Source organism: Pseudomonas sp. BYT-1, assembly GCF_023611805.1.
Lineage (GTDB): Bacteria > Pseudomonadota > Gammaproteobacteria > Pseudomonadales > Pseudomonadaceae > Aquipseudomonas > Aquipseudomonas guariconensis.
On the sequence record NZ_CP072559.1, the window covers coordinates 1733408 to 1756634 of the forward strand.

Genomic DNA, 23227 nt, shown 5'->3' on the forward strand with positions numbered 1-23227 from the left:
AACCGGAGCGGTGGCGTTTTTCATTTCAGCCCCGCAGTGATCGCTAATGGGGCGGGAAGCCAGGGCTGATGCGGCTGCCACCTCAACCCTGCGGTATCGCTCGGGCTCGTGGTGGGCGGGCGGTTTCCGGCCAAGGAGTTCGTGCCCTACGTGATTGCCCAAGTGATCGGGGCGATCCTGGCGGCAGCGGTGATCTACTTCATTGCCAGTGGCAAGGCGGGCTTTGAATTGTCATCGGGGTTGGCCTCCAATGGCTACGCCGATCATTCGCCGGGGGGATACTCGCTGGCGGCGGGCTTTGTCAGCGAGGTGGTGATGACGGCGATGTTCCTGGTGATCATCATGGGCGCCACCGACACGCGCGCGCCAGCGGGGTTGGCGCCCATCGCCATAGGCCTGGCGTTGACGCTGATTCACCTGATTTCCATTCCGGTGACCAACACATCCGTCAATCCCGCACGCAGCACCGGCCCAGCCCTGTTCGTCGGGGGCTGGGCGTTGCAGCAGTTGTGGTTGTTCTGGGTGGCGCCGCTGATCGGGGCGGCGATCGGCGGCGCGCTGTACCGAGGGCTGGCTCGGGAGCCTTAGCGCTGGTGCACGCAGCGACCGGCGGCGTAGGTTTCACGCACGGTGCGGTCGTCGCCCAAGGTGGTGAGCACGAACAGGGTTTCTTCGATGCTGTTGGACTGCTGGATGCGGTAGTCCAGAAGTGGGGTGGCCTTGTAGTCGAGCACCACGAAGTCGGCATCGTTGCCTGGGCGCAGGCTGCCGATGCGGTCGTCCAGGCGCAGGGCGCGGGCACCGCCGAGGGTCGCCAGGTACAGGGACTTGTACGGGTGCAGGCGCGCGCCCTGCAGTTGCATGACCTTGTAGGCCTCGTTCAAGGTGTTGAGCAGCGAGAAGCTGGTGCCGGCACCCACGTCGGTGCCCAGGCCCACGTTGACCTTGAAGCGCTCGGCCTGGGGCAGGTTGAACAGTCCGCTGCCCAGGAACAGGTTGGAGGTGGGGCAGAAGGCCACAGCCGAACCGGTGTCGGCCAGGCGCTGGCACTCTGCATCGCACAGGTGCACGCCGTGGGCGAACACCGAGCGCTCGCCCAGCAGTTCGTAGTGGTCGTAGACGTCCAGGTAGCCCTTGCGCTCAGGGAACAGTGCCTTGACCCAGTCGATTTCCTTGACGTTCTCCGACAGGTGGGTGTGCATGTACAGACCCGGGTACTCCTTGAGCAACTGACCGGCCAGAGCCAATTGTTCGGGGGTGCTGGTGGGTGCGAAACGCGGGGTCACCGCGTAGTGCAGGCGACCCTTGCCGTGCCAACGCTCGATCAGCGCCTTGCTTTGCGCATAGCTGGACTCGGCGGTGTCGGTCAGGTAGTCCGGGGCGTTGCGATCCATCATCACCTTGCCGGCGATCAGGCGCAGGTCAAGGCGCTGGGCTTCTTCGAACAAGGCATCGACCGACTCGGGATGGACACTGCCGAACACCAGCGCGCTGGTGGTGCCGTTGCGCAGCAGTTCCTTGAGGAAGATCTTGGCCACCTGGTCGGCATGGGCCTTGTCGGCGAACTGCTTTTCGCAAGGGAAGGTGTAGGTGTTCAGCCAGTCCAGCAACTGCTCGCCGTAGGAGCCGATCATGCCGGTCTGTGGGAAATGAATATGGGTATCGATGAAGCCTGGAGTGATCAGAGCGTGCTGGTGATGGATCACTTCGACGTCGGTGCCGAGCCTGGGCAGCAAGTCGCTGGCGTGACCCAGTGCACTGATGCGGCCATCTTCGACCACCAGCAGGCCGTCTTCGTAATATTCATGGGAGGCGTCGAGGCCCACCTCGGCCGGGTCGGCGATGCTGTGCAAAATGGCGGCTCGGTAGGCTTTGCGGGTTGCGCTCATAACGGTCTCGTCAATTGGCTTGGCTGCGCCGGGAGGGCGGCAGCAGTTGGGCGATTGGGCCTGAATTGGCGGCAGCGTCATGCTGGCCGAAGCAGGCGTTGTAGGTGGCGATGATTTCCGCGGCGATGGACACGGCGATCTCGATCGGCAGCTTGCCTTTGACCTCAGCCAGGCCCATAGGGCAACGCATCCGCGCCACGATGGCGTCGTCGTAGCCGCGTTCGCGCAGGCGGTGCTCGAACTTGACCCGTTTGGTCTTCGAGCCGATCAGGCCGAACCAGGTGAAATCATTGCGCTTGAGGATGGCGGCGGTCAGTTCCAGGTCGAGCTGGTGATTATGGGTCATGACGATGCAATAGCTGCCCGCTGGCAGCTCGGCGACTTCGTCGACCGGTTCCTCGCTGACGACCTTGGTCACGCCATTGGGGATGACCTCGGGAAACTCATGCTCGCGCGAATCGATCCAGCGTACCCGGCAGGGCAGCGCGGCGAGCAAGGGTACCAGAGCACGGCCGACATGGCCCGCGCCGAACACTGCGATCTGCGCCTGCACTGCGGCCATCGGTTCGAACAGCAGCACCGTGACGCCGCCGCAGCATTGGCCGAGGCTCGCGCCCAGGCTGAAGCGCTCCAGATGCGGGGTGGTGCGCTGCTCCGCGAGCATCTGCCGGGCGATGTGCAGCGCCTTGTATTCCAGATGTCCGCCGCCGATGGTGTCGAACAGACCCGCGGCACTGACCACCATCTTCGAGCCGGCGTTGCGTGGCGTCGAGCCGCGCTCCTCGATGATGGTCACCAGAACGCAAGCTTCACCGCGGGCCTGGTGGTCGGCGAGGGCGTTGATCCATTGGTGCATGATGCAGCCTCTCTAAGTTGCGCCACGGCCCCCTGTGGAAGCGGATGAACCGGCTCCCACAGGGATTCGCGTTGTCAGTGAGTCACGGTTTCCAGTTCCTGCTCGGCAGGCTGCTCGGCGGCTACCGCCTTGCGCATCTGCTCGCAGCCCCACAGCACCCGCTCAGGCGTCGCCGGTGCATCGATCTGCGGTTGCACGCGGTAGTCGGCGATGCTCGCCACGGCATCCTTGATGGCGCACCAGGCGGCGATGCCGAGCATGAACGGCGGCTCGCCCACGGCCTTGGAATGGAACACCGTGTCCTCCGGGTTCTTGCGGTTTTCCACCAGCTTCACGCGCAGGTCCAGCGGCATGTCCGCCACTGCCGGGATCTTGTAGCTCGCTGGGCCATTGGTCATCAACTTGCCCTTGGCGTTCCACACCAGCTCTTCGGTGGTCAGCCAGCCCATGCCCTGGATGAAGCCACCTTCGACCTGACCGATGTCGATGGCTGGGTTCAGCGAGGCGCCAACGTCGTGCAGGATGTCGGCCCGCAGCATCTTGTATTCGCCGGTCAGGGTATCGACGACCACCTCGACACAAGCAGCGCCGAACGCGAAGTAGTAGAACGGGCGGCCGCGGGCCTGGTCGCGGTCGTAGTAGATCTTCGGCGTGCGATAAAAACCGGTGCTCGACAGCGATACTTGGGCGAAGTAGGCCTGTTGCACCAACTGCTCGAAACTGACGATCTGGTCGCGCACCCGCACGTGGCCGTTGCGGAACTCCACATCCTCTTCGGTGACCTTGTAATGCCGCGCGGCGAACTCGGTCAGGCGCTTCTTGAGGATTTCAGCGGCGTTCTGCGCGGCCTTGCCGTTGAGGTCCGCGCCACTGGAGGCGGCGGTCGGCGACGTGTTGGGTACCTTATCGGTGTTGGTGGCGGTGATCTGGATGCGTTCGAAATCGACCTGGAACACCTGCGCCACCACCTGTGCGACCTTGGTGTTCAGGCCCTGGCCCATCTCGGTGCCGCCGTGGTTCAGGTGGATGCTGCCGTCGGTGTAGATGTGGATCAGCGCGCCGGCTTGGTTGAGGAAGGTCGCGGTGAAGGAAATTCCGAACTTCACCGGGGTCAGTGCCAGGCCTTTTTTGAGCACCGGGCTGTGCTCGTTGAAGCGACGAATCGACTCGCGGCGCTCGGCGTAGTCGGCACTGGCCTCGAGTTCGGCGGTCATCTCCTCGAGCATGTTGTGCTCGACGGTCTGGTAGTAGTGGGTGACGTTGCGTTCGGTCTTGCCGTAGTAGTTGGCCTTGCGCACGGCCAGCGGGTCGAGCGCCAGGTGGCGGGCGATATGGTCCATCACCTGTTCGATGGCGACCATGCCCTGTGGCCCGCCGAAGCCGCGATAGGCGGTATTGGATGCGGTGTTGGTCTTGCAGCGGTGACCATGCACGGTGGCATCGCCCAGGTAGTAGGCGTTGTCGGAGTGGAACATGGCGCGGTCGACGATCGAGCCGGACAGGTCAGGCGAGTAACCGCAGTTGCCGGCAAGATCCAGGTTGATGCCGTGCAGGCGGCCGGTGTCGTCGAAGCCGACGTCGTACTCCACGTAGAACGGGTGACGCTTGCCGGTCATCATCATGTCTTCGACGCGCGGCAGGCGCATCTTGGTCGGCTGACCGGTCAGGCGCGCGATCACCGCGCACAGGCAGGCCGGGCTGGCGGCCTGGGTCTCCTTGCCGCCAAAGCCGCCGCCCATGCGGCGCATGTCGACGACGATCTTGTTCATCGGCACGTCCAGCACCTCGGCCACCAGTTTCTGCACTTCGGTGGGGTTCTGGGTGGAGCAGAAGACGATCATGCCGCCGTCCTCGGTGGGCATCACCGAGGAAATCTGGGTTTCCAGGTAGAAGTGCTCCTGGCCGCCGATGTGCAGGGTGCCTTGCAGGCGGTGGGGGGCGGTGGCCAGGGCGCTGTCCGAGTCGCCGCGCTGGTGGGTGTGACTGTCCAGCACGAAATGCTTTTTGCGCAGGGCCTCGACCACGTCCAGCACCGGTTCGAGGTCTTCGTACTCGACGATCGCCGCCATGGCGGCGCGGCGTGCGGTGTCCAGGTCTCGGGCGGCGACAGCAAGCACTGGCTGACCGAAGAACTCGACCTTGTCGATGGCCAGCAGCGGGTCGCCGGCGACCACTGGGCCGATGTCCTTCAGGCCCGGGATGTCTTCATGGGTGATTGCGATGCGTACGCCTTCGAAGGCGTAGCACGGCGTGGTGTCGATGCGCAGGATGCGCGCATGGGCGCGGTCGGCTGTACGCGCATAGACGTGCAGCTGATTGGGGAATTCCAGACGGTCATCGATGTACACCGCCTCGCCGCTGACGTGCTTGTCGGCGCTGTCATGCTTGATGCTGCGGCCGACCCCGGTGGTCAGGTCCTGGCTGAACAGTTCGGCCATCTCGGCCTGGCTTTTGGCTACGTGATGGTTAGACATAAGCGGTCACCCGGGTTTCGATGTACGGCGATTGCAGTTCGATGAAGTACTTGCGCAGCAGGTTCTGTGCGGTCAGTAGGCGGTATTGCTTGCTGGCGCGGAAGTCCGAGAGCGGGGTGAAGTCTTCGTCTAGGGCCAGGCAGGCCTGCTCGATGCTGGCCTGGTCCCAGGCCTTGCCCTCCAGTGCGGCCTCGCAGGCGCGGGCGCGCTTGGGAATGGCCGCCATGCCGCCGAAGGCGATCCGCGCCTCGCGCACCACACCGTCCTCGATACGCAGGTTGAACGCCGCGCACACCGCCGAGATGTCGTCGTCCAGGCGCTTGGAAACCTTGTAGGCGCGGAACGTCCAGTCTGCGCTGGCACGCGGGACGATGATCTTCTCGATGAACTCGCTGTCCTGGCGCGCAGTGATGCGGTAGTCGATGAAGTAGTCTTCCAGCGCCAGGGCGCGCTGGGTCTCGCCCTGGCGCAGAACCACCTGGGCGTCGAGGGCGATCAGCAGGGGTGGCGAATCACCGATCGGCGACGCGTTGCCGATGTTGCCGCCCAGCGTGCCCTGGTTGCGGATCTGCAGGGAGGCGAAGCGGTGCAGCAGGGCGCCGAAATCGGGGTACTCCTCGTTGAGTGCGCCGTAGCAGTCGGTCAGCGGGGTGGCGGCGCCGATTTCCAGGTGGGTCTCGGTTTTTTCGATGCGCTTGAGTTCGGCCACGTGACCGACATAGATCATCACCGGCAGCGACTTGTGGAACTGGGTGACTTCCAGGGCCAGGTCGGTGCCGCCGGCCAGCAGACGCGCCTCAGGGTGCGAGCTGTACAGGTCGGCAAGGTCGGCCACGGTCAGTGGCACCAGGCAGCGCTTGTCGCCGCTGTTGAGCTCACCGGTTTCGGTCGGGGCGATCGCCTTGAGGCGGGCGATGGTCTGGGCTTGTTGCTCGTCGAACTGGTCGCGGCAAGGCTGGGCGCAGCTCTGCTCGGCCGCGGCAAGGATCGGGCGGTAGCCGGTGCAGCGGCACAGGTTGCCTGCCAGGGCCTCCTGGGCTTGGTGCAGATCGTGGCCGTCGCTGTTCTTTTGCAGGGCGAACAGGGACATGACGAAGCCTGGAGTGCAGAAGCCGCACTGGGAACCATGGCAATCGGCCATGGCTCGCTGCACGCTGTGCAGTTCACCCTGGTGTTTCAGGCCTTCGACGCTGATCAGCTGCTTGCCGTGCAGTGACGAGACGAACGTCAGGCATGAGTTGAGACTGCGGTAGCGCAGCGTGTCACGGCCCTGGTCGTCCTGGGTCAGCTCGCCGACCACCACGGTGCAAGCGCCGCAGTCGCCACTGGCGCAGCCTTCCTTGGTGCCGGGTTTGCCCAGGTGCTCACGCAGGTATTGCAGCACCGTCATGTTCGGGTCCAGGGCGTGCTCACTACGCAGCTCCTGGTTGACGAGAAACTGGATCACGGGGAAGGCCTCGCAATGGTTTTATTGTTGTTCGGTCGGACTCTAAGCACGCTTGACCATTTGGTCAATAAATTTCTGACTCAAAGGTCAAGAAATTGCGTACGCCACGTCCCGACGGGACAAGATCGTCATATTCAAAGCATAGAACGCGCCGGCTTCGCAGCACGTCCACAGGTCGAATTAAAGCGCAGCGAACCCCTGCGCGACGGCCGGGCAAGTAGGCTACAATCGCCTCCTTGTGCCCCGTTCAAGATTCTGAAGGAAAACCATGACGTTCAAGGCGCCGGACAGCCTCTCCGAGCAGATTGCCCATTACCTGGCCGAACGGATCATTCGCGGCGAACTCAAGCCGGGCGAACGGATCCAGGAACTGAAGGTCACCCAGGCGCTCAACGTCAGCCGCGGCTCTGTGCGCGAGGCGCTGTTGATCCTCGAACGCCGACATTTGGTGGCGATCCTGGCGCGCCGCGGCGCCCACGTCACCGAACTGGACGAACGTGGCGTGCGCAGCCTGTGCACTCTGATGGGCGAGTTCTACATTCTGCTGGGCAACGCGGTAGCCAGCAGCTGGCGCCATGAGCGTGATCTGGAGCCGTTCCTCGAGATCCAGCAGCGCTTGCAGCGGGCCCATGCCAACCAGGACATCGAAACCTTCGTCGCCGAGAGCTTCGCGGTGATGCGCGCAGCCTATCCATTCGCCGACAATCCCTATCTGCAGGAAACCGTCGAAAACCTGCAGCCTGCCATGAGCCGCGCCTATTACCTGGCCTTGGACCAGCGCCAGGCCAACATGGTCGACTACCTCGAACTGTTCGCTCGCCTGCTCGAAGCCGTGGTCGCCCGCGACCAGGCACGTATCCGCGAGGTCTTGGTCGCCTACAGCCAGCGCAGTTGCGAGCTGGTGTTGGCGGCCCTGGCGCAGGTCTGATCGATGCGCCTGAAGTGCATTCGATTGGCCGGGTTCAAGTCGTTCGTCGATCCGACCACGGTCAATTTCCCCAGCAACATGGCCGCCGTGGTAGGTCCCAATGGCTGCGGGAAATCCAACATCATCGATGCGGTGCGCTGGGTGATGGGCGAAAGCTCGGCCAAGAACCTGCGCGGCGAGTCGATGACCGACGTGATCTTCAATGGCTCATCCGGCCGCAAGCCGGTGAGCCAGGCCAGCATCGAGCTGGTGTTCGACAACAGCGAGACTACGTTGCTGGGCGAGTACGCCGCCTACGCCGAGATTTCCATCCGCCGCAAGGTCACCCGCGACGGGCAAAACACCTATTACCTGAACGGCACCAAATGCCGGCGGCGTGATATCACGGACATCTTCCTCGGCACCGGCCTCGGGCCGCGCAGCTACTCGATCATCGAGCAAGGGATGATCTCCAAGCTCATCGAGGCCAAGCCAGAGGAGCTGCGTAATTTCATCGAAGAAGCCGCAGGCATCTCCAAATACAAGGAGCGTCGCCGCGAAACCGAGAGCCGCATTCGTCGTACCCAGGAGAACCTGGCGCGCCTGACCGACCTTCGCGAGGAGCTCGAACGCCAGCTTGAACGCCTGCACCGCCAGGCCCAGGCCGCCGAGAAATACCGGGAGTACAAGGCTCAGGAGCGCCAACTCAAGGCGCGCCTGTCAGCCCTGCGTTGGCGCGAGCTGGATGAGCGCGTGCGCCAGCGCGAAGCGGTCATCGGCGATCAGGAGGTGGCTTTTGAAGCCCTGGTGGCCGAGCAGCGCAATGCCGATGCGAGTATCGAGCGCCTGCGTGACGGCCATCATGAGCTGTCAGAGCGCTTCAATCAGGTCCAGGGTCGCTTCTATTCCGTCGCCGGCGACATCGCCCGTGTGGAGCAGAGCATCCAGCATGGCCAGCAACGCTTGCGCCAATTGCAAGACGACCTCAAGGAAGCCGAGCGCACCCGCCTGGAAACTGAGTCGCACCTAGGGCATGACCGCACGTTGCTGGCGACCCTGGGTGAAGAGCTGGCGATGCTCGAACCCGAGCAGGAACTGACCTTGGCTAGCGCCGAAGAGGCGACCGCCACCCTCGAGGAGGCTGAGCTGGGCATGCACGCCTGGCAGGAGCAATGGGACAGTTTCAATACCCAGTCCGCCGAGCCGCGGCGCCAGGCTGAAGTGCAACAGTCCCGTTTGCAGCAGCTGGAGGCTGGCCTGGAGCGTTTGGCCGAGCGTCAACGCAAGCTGGAGGAAGAGCGCGAGCAGCTCGCGGCCGAACCCGAAGACGCCGCGTTGTTCGAGTTGACCGAGCAAGTGGCAAGTAGCGAACTGGAGCTCGAAACGCTTCAGATGAGCGAGCAACAGGTGCTCGAGCAGCTCGACGCGGTACGCGAGCAGTTGCAACAGTCTACTGAGACTCATCAGCAGTCCCAAGGCGAACTGCAACGTTTAGGTGGGCGCCTGGCATCTCTGGAAGCATTGCAGCAGGCGGCCCTGGAGCCCGGTGCGGGTGCCAGTGACTGGCTGCGCGGCCAAGGGCTGGAGCATAAGCCGCGGCTGGCTGAAGGGCTGCGGGTCGAGCCAGGCTGGGAGCTGGCGGTCGAGGCCGTGCTGGGTGCCGATCTGCAAGCAGTGTTGGTCGAAAACTTCGCCTCACTGGATTTCACTGCCCTGGAGCAGGGCGAACTGCGGCTGCTGCTGGCGAGCACGCAGGGGGCTCGACTGCCGGGCAGCCTGCTGGACAAAGTCGAGGGCCGTACGGATCTTGCGCCCTGGCTCGGTCAGGTACGTCCCGTGGAGAGTCTCGAACAGGCCTTGGCCTTGCGAGCCGGGCTGGCGGAAGGTCAGAGCCTGGTCAGTCGAGACGGATATTGGATCGGTCGACACTTTTTGCGGATCAGCCGGGGCGGGGAGTCCCAAGGCGGGGTTCTGGCCCGTGGCCAGGAAATCGAACGCCTGGGGCATGAGCAGCTCGAACTCCAGTCGCGTCTGGAGCAACTGGAGCAACACCTTCAGGACCTGCGCGGACAACAGCGCGACCTGGAAGCGCAGCGTGAACAGCTGCGCCGACGCAGTCAGGACGAAAACCGCCAGCTCGGCGAACTCAAGGCGCGGCTTTCGGCCGGGCGAGCCCGCGCCGAGCAGGTGCAGCTGCGCTGCCGCCGGCTGCAACAAGAATTGGCCGAGCTGCAAGAGCAGCGGGCCATGGAGCATGAGCAACTGGGCGAGGCCCGTCTGCTGTTACAGGAAGCCCTGGAGCGGATGGCTCAAGACACCGAGCAGCGCGAGCAACTGATGGCCCGGCGCGACACTCTGCGCGAAGGGCTCGATCGTATCCGTCAGGAGGCTCGTCAGTACAAGGATCATGCCCATCAGTTGGCGGTGCGCCTGGGCTCCCTGCGGGCCCAGCATGATTCCACCCGTCAGGCCCTGGAGCGTTTGGAGCTACAGGCGGCACGCCTGAGCGAGCGCCAGGAGCAACTGAGCCTCAATCTGGAGGAGGGCGAAGCGCCGCTGGAAGAACAGCGCCTGAAGCTCGAAGAGCTGCTGGAGCGGCGAATGAGCGTCGATGAGGAAATGCGCCAGGCTCGTCTGCATATGGATGAAGCCGACCGTGAACTGCGCGATGCCGAGCGCCGTCGAACCCAGGCCGAGCAACAGGCTCAGTTGCTGCGCGGTCAGCTTGAGCAGTCCCGCCTGGAGTCCCAGGGCCTGGATGTGCGTCGCAAGACGCTGCAGGAGCAACTGCTGGCCGATGGCTATGACTTGCAGGGTGTGCTCGCCACCCTCGAGCCCGAGGCGAGCGAGCAGGGCACCGAGCAAGAGCTCGAGCAACTGGACGGGCGCATCCAGCGCCTGGGCGCAATCAACCTGGCGGCCATCGAGGAATACCAGCAGCAGTCCGAACGCAAGCGTTACCTGGACGCCCAGGATGCCGACCTGGTGGAAGCACTGGAGACACTGGAAAGCGTCATCCGCAAGATCGACAAGGAAACCCGTAATCGCTTCAAGGATACCTTTGATCAGATAAATGCCGGTTTGCAGGCACTTTTTCCAAAAGTTTTCGGTGGCGGCAGTGCTTACCTGGAACTGACGGGCGAAGATCTACTCGATACTGGGGTGACGATCATGGCGCGCCCGCCGGGCAAGAAGAACAGCACCATCCATCTGCTGTCCGGTGGCGAGAAGGCGTTGACCGCCCTCGCACTGGTGTTCGCCATCTTCAAGCTGAACCCGGCACCGTTCTGCATGCTCGACGAGGTCGATGCGCCGCTGGACGATGCCAACGTCGGACGTTACGCCAGGTTGGTGAAGGAAATGAGCGAAAGCGTGCAATTCATCTACATCACCCATAACAAGATTGCCATGGAAATGGCCGATCAATTGATGGGGGTGACCATGCACGAGCCAGGCTGCTCACGTCTTGTTGCAGTTGATGTGGAGGAAGCGTTGGCCATGGTCGATGCCTGATGAGCGAAGATAAGGCAGGATACGTGGGGAAATCCCCCCGACATGTGCGACAGACGGTGTAAAGTTGCCTTTGGTCGTGCTAGCTTTATGTCACTTATTTTTTGCGTGGGTAAAACGCCTGTCAGAACATAGAGTTGGCGCCACGTGTTAAAGGGCTTTGAAGCCTTTGTTTTCAAGCATATTTTTTAGAGGCACGGGATTACATGGAAATCGGTCTGCGCGAATGGCTGATCGTCATCGGCGTCATTGTCATCGCCGGTATTCTTTTCGACGGCTGGCGCCGCATGCGCGGCGGCAAGGGCAAGTTGAAATTCCGTCTGGATCGCAGCTACTCCAATCTGCCGGACGACGAGGGCAGCGCCGAGGTACTGGGCCCTGCACGCGTACTGGAAACCCAAAAAGAACCCGAGCTGGACGAAAGCGATCTGCCTTCGGTCAGCGCCCCGGCGCGTGAGCGTGAGCCCAAGCCAGCCAAAACCAACAAACGTGGCAAGCGCGCCAGCGAGCCACAGCAGGGCGACCTGAACCTGGCTGCCGAGCCGCGTGAGCCGGACCTGTTTGCCGACGCCGATGATGATCGTCCTGCCGAGCACAGCCGCCACAACGGTGCAGGCGCGGGCAATACAGTCAAAGAACTGCCTCCGGCCGAGGAAGTACTGGTGATCAGCGTGATCTCCCGCGACGAGGGGGGGTTCAAGGGGCCGGCCCTGCTGCAGAACATCCTCGAAAGCGGCCTGCGTTTCGGCGAGATGGACATCTTCCATCGGCACGAGAGCATGGCCGGTCACGGCGAAGTGCTGTTCTCCATGGCCAATGCGGTCAAGCCAGGGGTGTTCGATCTGGACGATATCGACCATTTCAGCACTCGCGCGGTGAGCTTCTTCCTGGGCCTGCCAGGCCCGCGTCACCCCAAGCAGGCCTTCGACGTGATGGTCGCTGCCGCCCGCAAGCTGGCCCATGAACTCAACGGCGAGCTCAAGGATGACCAGCGTAGCGTACTGACCGCCCAGACCATCGAGCACTACCGCCAGCGCATCGTCGAGTTCGAGCGTCGCGCGCTGACCCAGAAGCGTTGATGGCCCCCAGCGGGCGGACCTGCCTTGATCCTGCCCGCCCGATTTGAGCAAAAAGAGCAGCCCTGTGCTGCTCTTTTGCGTTGCAAGAGAAGATGAACGATGAACGCCGAAAACCGTATCCATGAACTGCGTGCCGAACTCGAACAGCACAATTACCGCTATTACGTGCTGGACGAGCCGAGCGTGCCTGACGCCGAATACGACCGTCTGTTCAACGAGCTCAAGGCGCTGGAGGCCGAGTATCCGCACCTTGTGACGCCCGATTCGCCAACCCAGCGCGTCGGCGGGGCGGCGCTGGCGGCGTTCAGCCAGGTGCGCCACGAAATTCCTATGCTCAGCCTGGGCAATGCCTTCGAGGAAGACGACCTGCGCGACTTCGATCGGCGCGTGGTGGAGGGGCTGGATCTGCCGGCCGGCGATCTGTTCGCTGAGCAGGCCGCGGTCGATTACAGCTGTGAGCCCAAGCTCGATGGCCTTGCAGTCAGCCTGCTATATCGCGACGGCCAACTGGTGCAGGGCGCCACTCGGGGGGATGGCACCACGGGCGAGGACATCAGCGCTAACGTGCGTACTGTTCGCAACATCCCGCTCAAGCTGCACGGCGAAGGCTGGCCGGCGGTGCTTGAGGTGCGCGGCGAGGTGTACATGAGCAAGGCCGGCTTCGAGCGCCTGAACGCCGCCCAGGCCGAGAGCGGCGGCAAGACCTTCGCCAATCCGCGCAACGCCGCTGCCGGCAGTTTGCGCCAGCTGGACTCCAAGATTACCGCCAGCCGTCCCCTGGAATTCTGCTGCTACGGCCTGGGCCAGGTCTCCGAGGCCATCGCCGACAGCCATATCGGTATCCTGGAGAAGCTCAAGACCTGGGGCTTGCCCATCAGTCGCGAGCTGCGCCATGCCGCAGGGGTGGAGCAATGCTTGGCGTACTACCGCGACATTGGCGCCCGCCGCAACGATCTGCCTTACGAGATCGACGGTGTGGTGTTCAAGGTCAACAGCCTGGCTGCCCAGCGCGAGCTGGGCTTTCGAGCCCGGGAGCCGCGTTGGGCCATCGCCCACAAGTTCCCGGCCATGGAAGAACTCACCGAAGTGCTCGACGTCGAGTTCCAGGTCGGCCGCACTGGCGCCGTCACCCCCGTGGCGCGGCTCAAGCCGGTGAAGGTGGCTGGTGTCACGGTCTCCAACGCCACGCTGCACAACATGGATGAAATCGCCCGCCTGGGTCTGATGATTGGCGATAGCGTGATCATCCGTCGGGCCGGTGACGTCATTCCGCAAGTGATGCAGGTGGTGATCGAGCGCCGTCCCGACAACGCCCGTCCGGTGGTTGTGCCCAGTCAGTGCCCGGTCTGTGGCTCGCAAGTCGAGCGCACCCAGTTGGTCAAGCGCAGCAAAGGCAAGGAGACCACCAGTGAAGGCGCGGTTTACCGCTGTGTAGGGCGCCTGGCCTGTGCCGCCCAGCTCAAGCAGGCGATCATCCATTACGTTTCGCGCCGAGCCATGGATATCGACGGCCTGGGCGAAAAGAGCGTCGAGCAATTGGTTGACGAAGGATTGATCCGCTCTCCGGCCGACCTGTACGACCTTAAGTTCGAGCAAATCGTCGAGCTCGAGGGCTTTGCCGAAGTGTCCAGCAACAAGTTGCTGGAGGCGATCCAGGCCAGCAAGCAGCCCAGCCTTGCGCGCTTCATCTTCGCCTTGGGGATTCCGGATGTCGGCGAGGAGACCGCCAAAGTCCTGGCCCGCTCCTTGGGCAGCCTGGCGCGGGTGCAAAAGGCGCTGCCGCAGGTGCTGACCTATCTGCCTGACATTGGCCTGGAAGTCGCTTACGAGATCCATAACTTCTTCGAGGATGACCACAACCTTGAGGTCATCCAGCAGTTGCTCGACAGTGGTATGCAGCTGCAGGATGAGGGCGAACTGGCGGCCGAGTTCGCCGCCAGTACTACCTTGGCGGGCATGATCGCCAAGCTCGATATCCCCTCGGTCGGGCCGACGGGCGCGGAAAAACTGGTGGACAAGCTGGGTACCCTGGACAAGATCATCGAAGCCGATGGTATTGACCTGCGCCAGGCTCTGAACACCAAGCAGGCCGAGGCGGTGCGGGAGTTCTTCAGAGTCGAGGCCAACCAGCAGCTGGCCCGTGCCATTGAAGCGCAACTGCTCGACTTCGGCATGCACTGGGCCAGCGAGAAGAGGGTCGCGCAAGGGCTGCCCCTGGCCGGGCAGACCTGGGTGCTGACCGGCACCCTGGAACGCATGAGCCGTGACATCGCCAAGGACAAGCTGGAAAGCCTCGGTGCCAAGGTGGCAGGATCGGTTTCCAGCAAGACCCATTGCGTCGTCGCCGGGCCCGGTGCGGGCTCCAAGCTCGCCAAGGCCAGCGAGCTAGGTGTCAAGGTGCTGGATGAGGAAGCGTTTGTCGCCTTCCTTGAGGGTCACGGCATCGCCGTCTGACCAGCGGAGGGGACAAGTCATTGAGAAATGATGGTTTTTTCTCGATGCAGAGGTTGTAACTTCGCCCCAGACCGGTACAATGGCGCGGCTCGTCACATGGCGAGCCGTCGTGGTGGCCCCATCGGTCCCCCCGCAACGATTACCCGTTAACCTGGTCAGGCCCGGAAGGGAGCAGCCATAGCGGGAACATCGTGTGCCGGGGTGTGGCTGGTGGGGCCGCCTCCATTTCTGGCGTCCGCCAAGCGATTCACCTGTCTCTCCTACCCCTCTCCCTGCGCCAGAATTCAACGTCTGGTAATACCGCGCGTCTTTCTCCCGCCCCTGCGAGCGCCTTATCATGCAAGGCATTCCGTTCGCTGTTTCACCTCCTGAGGTACGCCCATGGATCACCTAGATGACCAGACCCGCCACAAGATCCGTGATTGGCAAATCCGTCGCCTGGAAATCAAGGACCTGATGGCTGCCCATCCCGAGCGGGTTCTGGAGCTGTCGAGGGTGCTCGACCAGATGGAAGAGGAGCATGAGCGCATCCTCGGCGAGGCCGAAGTCATTGCAAACACTGATCAGGGCGTCGTCGCTCAAGGGGCTTTGGGTTTTGAGCTCAAGGTTTCGGCTGGTAGCGCCCGGGACCTGCGCAAGCTGCTGGAAATGGCAATCTATGAACTCGACGGCACGCTGGAAGCCGGCCTCCCAGAAGCACGAAGCTATCCGGGCGGCATGTCGGGCAGCCTTGGGACGTACGAGTACACCCTGACAGTGGCCGAGGCCGACGGGCCTTGCCGCGTTGAATGATTTTCCCGTGAGCGCGTATGCAACCTGAACACTACGATTTCACCAACCCCGTGTTCCTGCCGGTCTCCCTGGAGACCTGCCAGGGGTTGCTCGATGCCCAGGATCACAGCGCGCTCGATGCGCTGGGCGATGCGCAGTTGGCAGCGGTATTGGTTATCCAGAATCTTGTCGAGGCCAAGGGGCAGGTGCTCGATCCCTCTGCAGCCGAAAAGGTACTGGCCAGGCTGTTGGCCTGGTCGGTCGATGTTCGCCATTCACCTGGGATAGGGCTGTTGTCGGAAGCGCGGCGGTTGTTCGATGCGCGAAAACTGTACTTCGGGCTGGAGCTCATCAAAGGCTCGAAGCTGCATTTGCTGATGGCTGACGAAGTGGCGGCCGGCGAGTACCTGTTACCTGATGGCAAGTGGGATTTCGAGTTCAAGATCCGCCGCCACCAGCGCAACAATCCGTTTCGTCAGCAAGCGATCACCAGGTTCGACAGGGAGCGCTGGCTCACCGCCGAGCAGGACAAGCTGGTCAGGATAGTGCGGGCCAATCCGGACGAGGACTTGCACGTTCAAGGCTATGCGGGTATCGGCAAGAGCTATTTGCTCGGGGCATTGATGGACTGCCTGCCCGCGGGGAGCGTGCTGCCGCTGGCGCGTACCTCCGGCAAATTGCACGCGCTGCGGCGGCGCCTGGGTGTCGCTGCCGATAGCAAGCGAGGCAAGACGTTTGGCGAATTCGCCCATGAGTTGTTGCAGGGCTCGCGACGCGCTCCTGCCAAGGCCGTGAGGGTTCCGCGCAAACGTGCCTTGGCCGAGGAACTGGGCATTCTCGGTTTTCGCCAGTACGGACCGGAGAAAACGCTGGAGATCTGCCTTGAGCTGCTGAAGAACTACTGCGAGTCCTGGGACTACAGCATCACTGCCCGGCACCTGCCCTATTTCGAACACCCGCTGTCCAACCTCGACAGTCGGGTACTGCTGGAATATTCAAGCCGGCTGTGGACCTACCTCCAGGCTAATCCTGCCTGGGACAGCCACACGGGATTCCTGGCACTGTTGCTGATCAAGCGTGCAAGCCTTGCCGGTTGCAGTGTGCCGGCCCGCTATAGCCACGTGATCATCGACGAGAGCCAGGACGTGCCGGCGTCCTTGTTGCAGATCATCGAGCGTGGCCGTCAGGTCCTGATTACCCTTGGCGATGAGTACCAGCGCGCCTGGGGGCCGGGACTGCGCAGGCAGCGCGAGGTGCGTCAGCGCGATATCGCCTTCTCCGTGCGTAGCGGTCCTCAGGTCGAGCGCTTGATCAACCCGCTGATCAGCGTGCATTCGCAAAAGTCCAAGCTGGCATTCGAGGGCGCGGGTAGCGCCGAGGTCGGCGTGGAGTTCTATCCAGAAGGCTTTGTGCCGCCGGAGGGCTGCGTGGTGTTGACCGCATCCCACTGGGACGCGATGAAATGGGCGATGGAACTGGCCGGCAAGCATTACGCAATCGCCTTTGCCGAGCAGATGAACCTGCAGGGCTTCATGGAAACCGCGATCAGGTTGTTCAGGGGAGAGCAGGATAGTGACGAGTCGCATCCGTCCTTCGCTCACTCCACGGATTGGCGGCAGGTTCGCGAAATCCATCAGCACGATGCTGCATTCGTCTGGGTCGAGGCCAGGCTGCAGGAAGGCTTCCGTATCGCTGAGCTGAACAAGGTCAAGGCTCGGGTGACCGGCCAGCCCGGCAGCGTTCTGTTGATGCTGGCCGAGGATGCGGGAGGGTTGGAGTTCGAGCGCGTGCTGTTGACGCCGGAGCTGATGAGCACCGACCCCTTCAAGGACGCCTATGCGTTCGATGCTCGGGTCTGTGCAGTGTACATCGCACTTTCGCGGGCGCGGCGTCAGCTTTACCTGCCCTATGAGGTAGAGGAATGGGTGGCCTACCATAAGAGCCAACCGTTCCGGGAATCGCACGGTTACTGAGGCTTGGCCTGCTTTTTCGCTCGTGTACTGGCGGCGGCAAGCTTCAGCAGTCGCTGAAACGTCGGGCAGTTCAGGTGATCCTCTTCAGGACATGCCGCCGCATGGCGAAGGCCTTTGCTCATCGCTTGCAGGCGCTTGATTCGTTGATCCAGCTCGTCGGCCTTGTCTCGCAGCATCTGTCGATCGACTTGCTGCTCCACCAACATCGCCCCCACTTCATCCAGTGAAAATCCTGCAGCCTGGCCTAGGGCGATCAACCCCAGCCGCTGGGCGATATCGGCAGGGAATTGTCGGCGCTCGCCCTGCCTGGACAGCGACCTGATCAGACCTTTCTTGGCGTAGTAGCGCAGTGTCGAGGCCGGTACCCCTGTGCGCCTGGCCACATCGGCGATGTCCATTTGTGCATCCCTTGACTTGAAGTTGACTTCAACTTCTATGCTGCGCGGCATGGAATTTTCCGTCAATGCCAGAGGGCGTTCGTATGTCTGCCACAACTGCTTTCCTAAGTACTTTGTCGATCGGCATCGGCGCCACGCTGGTCATGGACCTGTGGACGTTGATGCTCAAGCGTATAGGCGTTGCCACCTTGAACTATGCGATGGTCGGACGTTGGGTAGGCCATATGGGACATGGGCATCTGCGCCATGAAGCAATCGCCAAGGCCGCGCCCATTAGGCACGAACGCGCACTGGGCTGGCTCATGCACTACGCCACCGGCCTCGCCTTTGCAGCATTGCTGGTGAGTTTGGCAGGGGAGGCGTGGCTGAGCTCGCCAACACTCTGGCCGGCCCTGGCTTTCGGCTTGTGCTCGGTCGTGGCACCGCTTTGTTTCATGCAGCCTGCCTTGGGGGCAGGCTTCTTTGCGTCGCGTACGCCCAAGCCGCTGGTCAGCTGCCTGCGCAGCGTCGCGACGCATATGGTGTTCGGGGTGGGGTTGTTCTTGAGTGCGATGCTGGTGCAGGCGGGCCCGTGGTGAGGGTCAGCGATCGAGAATCTGGGACGATGTCACTGTCTGCGAGCTGACCGGCCGTGTGGGCGGGGTGCTGTAGCGCTGCAGAATCCGCTCGATCTGCCCTGACTGCTTCATGTGTGCCAGGGCGTTGAGCACTGCCTGGGTGGGGACTGTCGGGTCATTGCGCACGATACAACGCAAGTCCTGCTCCTCCAGTACGGCAAGGGCCTGTAATTGTTGCGCCGGGGGCAGTGTGCGATTGAACCATAGCAGTGAGAATTCATTGCTCACGGCATGGCGGTAGCGGCCTGCCTGGAGCTTTTGCAAGACGAGAACCTGATTGCGACTGTCTTCGCGACGTAACCGACCTTGGTCAAACAATGCGTCCAGTGCGGGGTAGCGATAGCCTAGGACTGTGCCGACGGCCTGAGTCGGCAGTTGTTCAAGGCGGGTAGGAGCGTACTGGCCGGGGCTCCCGACCAGCAGGTCACGCTGGTGAAGGAGAGGGACACTCCACAGGAACTTGTCGAAGCGGTTGTCGAACCACGCCGGGGTCACATGGCAGCGTACATCGACTTCGTCCGCGTCCATCGCCTGTTGCACCCGCAGGCGTGCCATGACGTGATATTCCGCCCGTGTGCCCGTCTCCCGGGCCAGTGTCTGCATCAGATCGAACAGAATGCCCTCCACCGGCTGGTCCTGTTCGATGCGGATCAGCGGCATGCTCCAGCTTTCGGCGACGGAGAATCGCAGCACTGGCTGCTCGGCCAGGGCGTTGCCGGCCCAGAGCATGAGGATGAGCAGGGCTTTGTGCACGTCAATCCTCCTTGATCGCTGCCAATGCGTGCGTTTGTCCTTAGCTTAGACGAGTTCGGCAGGGTGCAATTTTGCCCCCGCTCCGCTAGCATTAGCGATCTTCCGCTTGTTCAGGTTGCGATGGTTTTTTGATGAGTTATCAGGTTCTTGCACGTAAATGGCGCCCGCGCTCGTTCCGCGAAATGGTCGGCCAGGCCCATGTGCTCAAGGCTTTGATCAACGCCCTGGACAACCAGCGCCTGCACCATGCCTATCTATTCACCGGTACGCGCGGCGTGGGCAAGACCACGATCGCGCGGATCATCGCCAAGTGCCTGAACTGCGAAACCGGTATTACCTCAACACCCTGCGGTACCTGTTCGGTCTGCCGAGAGATCGACGAGGGGCGCTTCGTCGACCTGATCGAGATCGACGCGGCGAGCCGGACCAAGGTCGAGGACACCCGTGAACTGCTCGACAATGTGCAGTACGCGCCGAGCCGTGGGCGTTTCAAGGTCTATCTGATCGACGAAGTGCACATGCTTTCCACCCACTCGTTCAACGCCCTGTTGAAGACGCTGGAAGAGCCTCCGCCTTACGTCAAGTTCATCCTCGCGACCACCGATCCGCAGAAGCTTCCGGCGACCATCCTGTCTCGTTGCCTGCAGTTCTCGTTGAAGAACATGAGCCCGGAGCGGGTGGTGGAGCATCTGAGCCATGTCCTGGCTGCCGAAAACGTACCGTTCGAGGAGGATGCCCTGTGGCTGCTCGGCCGTGCGGCTGATGGCTCCATGCGCGACGCCATGAGCCTGACCGACCAGGCCATCGCTTTCGGTGAAGGCAAGGTGCTGGCCGCCGATGTCCGGGCAATGCTCGGAACCCTCGACCATGGTCAGGTGTACGGCGTACTCCAGGCGCTGCTGGAGGGCGATGCGCGGGCGCTGCTGGAGGCCGTGCGCAATCTCGCCGAACAGGGGCCGGACTGGAACGGCGTGCTGGCCGAGATGCTCAATGTGCTTCACCGGGTCGCGATCGCCCAGGCGCTGCCAGAGGCCGTGGACAACGGCCAGGGCGATCGTGACCGCGTGCTGGCCCTGGCCTCGGCATTGCCGGCCGAGGATGTGCAGTTCTATTACCAGATGGGCCTGATCGGTCGACGGGACCTGCCGTTGGCGCCGGATCCGCGGGGCGGATTCGAGATGGTCCTGTTACGCATGCTGGCTTTCCGCCCGGCGGATGCCGAAGATGCGCCGAAGCCGGTACTAAAGCCGGTGGGGATCAGCCAGGCCACAGCTGATCCGGCAAAACCGGTGGCAGCCGCGACGCCTGTCGTCGAGCCGCCTGTCGCGAGTGTTCCCGAGCAATCCGAGACGCCGGCCCAGGCAGCTGTTGCTGCTGAGCCAGCGGCTGTGCCGCCGGTCGAACCACCGTCAGCGGTTGTCGACCCGGTACCTGCGCCCGAGCCCGAGCGACAAGTCGAGGTAGCTGCGCCGGAGCCGGATGTGGTGGTGGATGACGTCATCGACCTGCCGTGGGAAGACCCCGTCGCGTCACCTGCGCCCGACGTCTCGCCCGCGCCGCAGGCTCAGACTGTTCCGGTGTCCAGTCAGAGCCCAAGCCATGACGAGCCGCCTTTCGATCCGTCAGCCTACGGCTCGGCAGGCATGGACCGCGACGACGAACCGCCGCTCGATGAGGATTACTACACGCCTGACAGCGATCCGGCAGGTTTCAGCTACCTGGACGAATTGGCCGAGCATGTGCACGAAGCCGAGCCGGCGAAGGCGCCTGAGCCTCTGCCAGCGGCCAAGCCGGCCACGGGCTTGGCTCTGCAATGGCTGGAATTATTCCCACAGTTGCCTGTCTCCGGTATGACAGGCAACATCGCCGCAAACTGTACGCTGATTGCCGCTGATGGTGACGATTGGCTGCTGCATCTGGACCCGGGGCAGGGCGCGCTGTTCAATACGACCCAGCAGCGCCGGCTGAACGATGCGCTGAATCAGCACTTGGGACGAACCCTGCGACTGAAGATCGAACTGATCCGCCCCGAGCAGGAAACTCCGGCCCAGGCTGCTGCGCGCAAGCGTGCAGAGCGCCAGCGCGAGGCTGAGGTATCGATCGAGCAGGACCCACTCATCCAGCAGATGATCCGGCAGTTCGGTGCGACGGTACGACAGGATACTATTGAGCCTGTGCAAGCCCTGGTCAGCCAGGGCGAATGAACGGATAACCATGCGCCCGGTAGCGAGCCGGGGCGCATCACATGACCCAATCGAGGTGTACCCCCATGATGAAAGGTGGCATGGCCGGCCTGATGAAGCAGGCCCAGCAGATGCAGGAAAAAATGGCCAAGATGCAGGAAGAGCTGGCCAATGCTGAAGTGACTGGCCAATCCGGTGCCGGCTTGGTCAGCGTGGTGATGACCGGTCGTCATGACGTCAAGCGCATCAGCATCGATGACAGCCTGATGCAAGAGGACAAAGAAGTGCTGGAAGACTTGATCGCTGCTGCTGTGAACGATGCAGTGCGCAAGGTCGAGCAGAACAGCCAGGAGAAGATGGGTAGCATGACTGCAGGCATGCAGCTGCCACCGGGCTTCAAGATGCCGTTCTGACTGTTGCCTGGCCAGGCAATGACTGGCTGCGCATCGAAAAGCCGCTACCGATGATCGGGGCGGCTTTTTTATTTGGCTGTGAAAAGCCATGCTGATCCAGCACATCAGCGACAACGGGTTCGCTGCCCATGCCCCTCTTCATACGTGATTGATGGTGTCTGGACTATCGCGCATGAAGAGCAAGGGCGGCGGGAAGTGAGGTCGTTGCTGGTGGCGCTTGAAGGGGGGTATTTGACGTATATGACCCCGGCCGGTATAAACCGCCTCCTATTGATCTGTCAGGCCTTTCCCATGAGCTTCAGCCCCCTGATCCGCCAACTGATCGACGCCTTGCGCACGCTGCCCGGTGTCGGCCAGAAAACCGCCCAGCGTATGGCCCTGCAGTTGCTCGAGCGCGACCGCAGTGGCGGTCTGCGTCTGGCCCAGGCCCTGAGCCAGGCCATGGAAGGCGTCGGCCACTGCCGTCAATGCCGGACCCTGACCGAGCAGGAATTGTGCCCGCAATGCGCCGACACGCGCCGAGACGACACACAACTTTGTGTGGTCGAAGGTCCGATGGATGTGTATGCAGTGGAGCAGACAGGGTACCGAGGCCGCTACTTCGTCCTGAAGGGGCATCTGTCACCGTTGGACGGGCTTGGCCCGGATGCGATCGGTATTCCGCAATTGATGGCACGGATCGAGGAGCAAGGCAGCTTCACCGAAGTGATTCTGGCGACCAACCCTACCGTGGAAGGGGAGGCAACCGCCCACTACATCGCCCAGTTGCTGACCGAGAAAGGCCTGATCGCCTCGCGAATCGCCCATGGCGTGCCGTTGGGTGGGGAGCTGGAACTGGTCGATGGCGGTACCTTGGCTCATGCCTTCGCCGGGCGTAAGCCGATCTCGCTCTGAATCATGAACAGAACCGCGCCTGCAGTCGCCTGTAGGCGCAGGGCTCTGACAAAAAATCAGAACTCGCTCAGCGAAAACTCGGTCAGGCAGAAGGTGGGTACGCCCGCAGCCTGCAGGCGGCGCGAGCCGTCCAGCTCAGGCAGGTCGATGATGGCCGCAGCCTCGAACACCTCGGCACCGGTGCGACGGATCAGATTGGCGGCCGCCAGCAGGGTACCGCCGGTGGCGATCAGGTCGTCGAAGATCAGTACCGAATCCCCCTCGCAGAGACTGTCGGCATGCACTTCGAGAAACGCTTCGCCGTACTCGGTCTGGTAAGCCTCCGATAGCACGTCGGCCGGCAGCTTGCCTTGCTTGCGGAACAGGATCAGTGGCTTGTTCAGCTGGTGGGCAATGATCGAGCCGATCAGAAAACCCCGGGCATCCATGGCACCAATGTGACTGAACTCGGCTTCGACATAACGCTCGATGAACTGGTCGGCCACATAGCGCAGCCCGCGCGGCGACTGGAACAGAGGGGTGATGTCGCGGAAGATCACGCCCGGCTTGGGAAAGTCCGGGACCGGGCGGATCAGGGCTTTGAGATCGAAGGTATCGCTGTGCATGTGG

18 protein-coding genes, 1 other RNA gene and 1 pseudogene are annotated in these 23227 nt (G+C 62.7%); 12 read left to right on the forward strand and 8 right to left on the reverse strand.

All coding sequences use genetic code 11. From position 1 onward, the window contains the following. Window positions 1-72 precede the first annotated feature (72 nt). A pseudogene (gene aqpZ / locus J5X93_RS07930) lies at window positions 73-588 on the forward strand (aquaporin Z); the annotation flags it as partial. Here the strand turns inward: aqpZ and guaD are convergent. From guaD to xdhA, 4 genes are all read right to left on the reverse strand, one after another. Beyond that, on the reverse strand, window positions 585-1889 hold the full coding sequence (gene guaD, locus J5X93_RS07935; RefSeq protein ID WP_043215799.1) for a guanine deaminase: 1305 nt from the start codon (window positions 1887-1889) through the stop codon (window positions 585-587). The pseudogene aqpZ and the gene guaD overlap by 4 nt on opposite strands. A 10-nt stretch (window positions 1890-1899) precedes the next feature. After that, window positions 1900-2745, reverse strand: a complete 846-nt coding sequence (gene xdhC, locus J5X93_RS07940; protein ID WP_090345977.1) for a xanthine dehydrogenase accessory protein XdhC — start codon at window positions 2743-2745, stop codon at window positions 1900-1902. A gap of 74 nt (window positions 2746-2819) precedes the next feature. Further along, entirely contained in the window at window positions 2820-5219 is a 2400-nt protein-coding gene (xdhB, locus tag J5X93_RS07945; protein ID WP_090345974.1) for a xanthine dehydrogenase molybdopterin binding subunit, read from the reverse strand. After that, on the reverse strand, window positions 5212-6666 hold the full coding sequence (xdhA, locus tag J5X93_RS07950; protein WP_182941443.1) for a xanthine dehydrogenase small subunit: 1455 nt from the start codon (window positions 6664-6666) through the stop codon (window positions 5212-5214). Before xdhA ends, xdhB begins: the two co-directional genes overlap by 8 nt. A gap of 268 nt (window positions 6667-6934) precedes the next feature. Here xdhA and J5X93_RS07955 point away from each other — a divergent pair, with 268 nt between their 5' ends. From J5X93_RS07955 to J5X93_RS07985, 7 genes are all read left to right on the forward strand, one after another. After that, entirely contained in the window at window positions 6935-7594 is a 660-nt protein-coding gene (locus tag J5X93_RS07955; protein ID WP_070574271.1) for a GntR family transcriptional regulator, read from the forward strand. A gap of 3 nt (window positions 7595-7597) precedes the next feature. After that, the gene (gene smc / locus J5X93_RS07960) at window positions 7598-11086 is read left to right on the forward strand and encodes a chromosome segregation protein SMC (RefSeq protein ID WP_182941441.1); all 3489 of its coding nucleotides are present in this window, start codon (window positions 7598-7600) and stop codon (window positions 11084-11086) included. A gap of 203 nt (window positions 11087-11289) precedes the next feature. After that, a complete protein-coding gene (gene zipA, locus J5X93_RS07965) occupies window positions 11290-12162 on the forward strand; it encodes a cell division protein ZipA (protein ID WP_043215536.1) in 873 nt (290 codons plus the stop codon). Between the two features lie 99 nt (window positions 12163-12261). After that, window positions 12262-14616 carry an NAD-dependent DNA ligase LigA gene (gene ligA, locus J5X93_RS07970; protein ID WP_182941439.1) on the forward strand — a complete coding sequence of 785 codons (2355 nt, stop codon included), beginning with the start codon at window positions 12262-12264 and terminating at the stop codon, window positions 14614-14616. Window positions 14617-14735: 119 nt separating this feature from the next. Next, window positions 14736-14832: signal recognition particle sRNA small type (gene ffs, locus J5X93_RS07975), an RNA gene on the forward strand. Window positions 14833-14997: 165 nt separating this feature from the next. Continuing rightward, window positions 14998-15408 (forward strand): hypothetical protein, encoded by a 411-nt coding sequence (locus tag J5X93_RS07980; RefSeq protein WP_102081743.1) that lies wholly within the window; start codon window positions 14998-15000, stop codon window positions 15406-15408. 17 nt (window positions 15409-15425) lie between these two features. Beyond that, window positions 15426-17360: a hypothetical protein gene (locus tag J5X93_RS07985; protein ID WP_182941437.1), complete on the forward strand. Its 1935-nt coding sequence runs from the start codon at window positions 15426-15428 to the stop codon at window positions 17358-17360. Here the strand turns inward: J5X93_RS07985 and J5X93_RS07990 are convergent. Next, the gene (locus J5X93_RS07990) at window positions 17354-17758 is read right to left on the reverse strand and encodes a helix-turn-helix domain-containing protein (RefSeq protein WP_043215544.1); all 405 of its coding nucleotides are present in this window, start codon (window positions 17756-17758) and stop codon (window positions 17354-17356) included. The genes J5X93_RS07985 and J5X93_RS07990 overlap by 7 nt on opposite strands. Window positions 17759-17841: 83 nt before the next feature. Here J5X93_RS07990 and J5X93_RS07995 point away from each other — a divergent pair, with 83 nt between their 5' ends. Then, window positions 17842-18336 (forward strand): DUF2938 domain-containing protein, encoded by a 495-nt coding sequence (locus J5X93_RS07995; protein ID WP_090346009.1) that lies wholly within the window; start codon window positions 17842-17844, stop codon window positions 18334-18336. Window positions 18337-18339: 3 nt separating this feature from the next. Here J5X93_RS07995 and J5X93_RS08000 read toward each other — a convergent pair whose 3' ends face one another. Beyond that, window positions 18340-19104 carry a substrate-binding periplasmic protein gene (locus tag J5X93_RS08000; RefSeq protein ID WP_232111682.1) on the reverse strand — a complete coding sequence of 255 codons (765 nt, stop codon included), beginning with the start codon at window positions 19102-19104 and terminating at the stop codon, window positions 18340-18342. A gap of 155 nt (window positions 19105-19259) precedes the next feature. Here J5X93_RS08000 and dnaX point away from each other — a divergent pair, with 155 nt between their 5' ends. Further along, entirely contained in the window at window positions 19260-21332 is a 2073-nt protein-coding gene (gene dnaX / locus J5X93_RS08005) for a DNA polymerase III subunit gamma/tau (RefSeq protein ID WP_182941433.1), read from the forward strand. A 65-nt stretch (window positions 21333-21397) separates the two neighbouring features. After that, window positions 21398-21724, forward strand: coding sequence for a YbaB/EbfC family nucleoid-associated protein (locus tag J5X93_RS08010; protein WP_043212277.1), 327 nt, complete (start codon window positions 21398-21400; stop codon window positions 21722-21724). Here the strand turns inward: J5X93_RS08010 and J5X93_RS08015 are convergent. Beyond that, window positions 21708-21854, reverse strand: coding sequence for a hypothetical protein (locus J5X93_RS08015; protein WP_178113759.1), 147 nt, complete (start codon window positions 21852-21854; stop codon window positions 21708-21710). The two genes, J5X93_RS08010 and J5X93_RS08015, sit on opposite strands and share 17 nt — an antisense overlap. Window positions 21855-22015: 161 nt before the next feature. Here J5X93_RS08015 and recR point away from each other — a divergent pair, with 161 nt between their 5' ends. Next, window positions 22016-22618: a recombination mediator RecR gene (recR, locus tag J5X93_RS08020; RefSeq protein WP_070574258.1), complete on the forward strand. Its 603-nt coding sequence runs from the start codon at window positions 22016-22018 to the stop codon at window positions 22616-22618. Between the two features lie 56 nt (window positions 22619-22674). On the opposite strand, the gene J5X93_RS08025 is transcribed toward recR, so the two are convergent. Further along, window positions 22675-23223 (reverse strand): adenine phosphoribosyltransferase, encoded by a 549-nt coding sequence (locus J5X93_RS08025; RefSeq protein ID WP_043212282.1) that lies wholly within the window; start codon window positions 23221-23223, stop codon window positions 22675-22677. Between the last annotated feature and the right edge of the window lie 4 nt (window positions 23224-23227).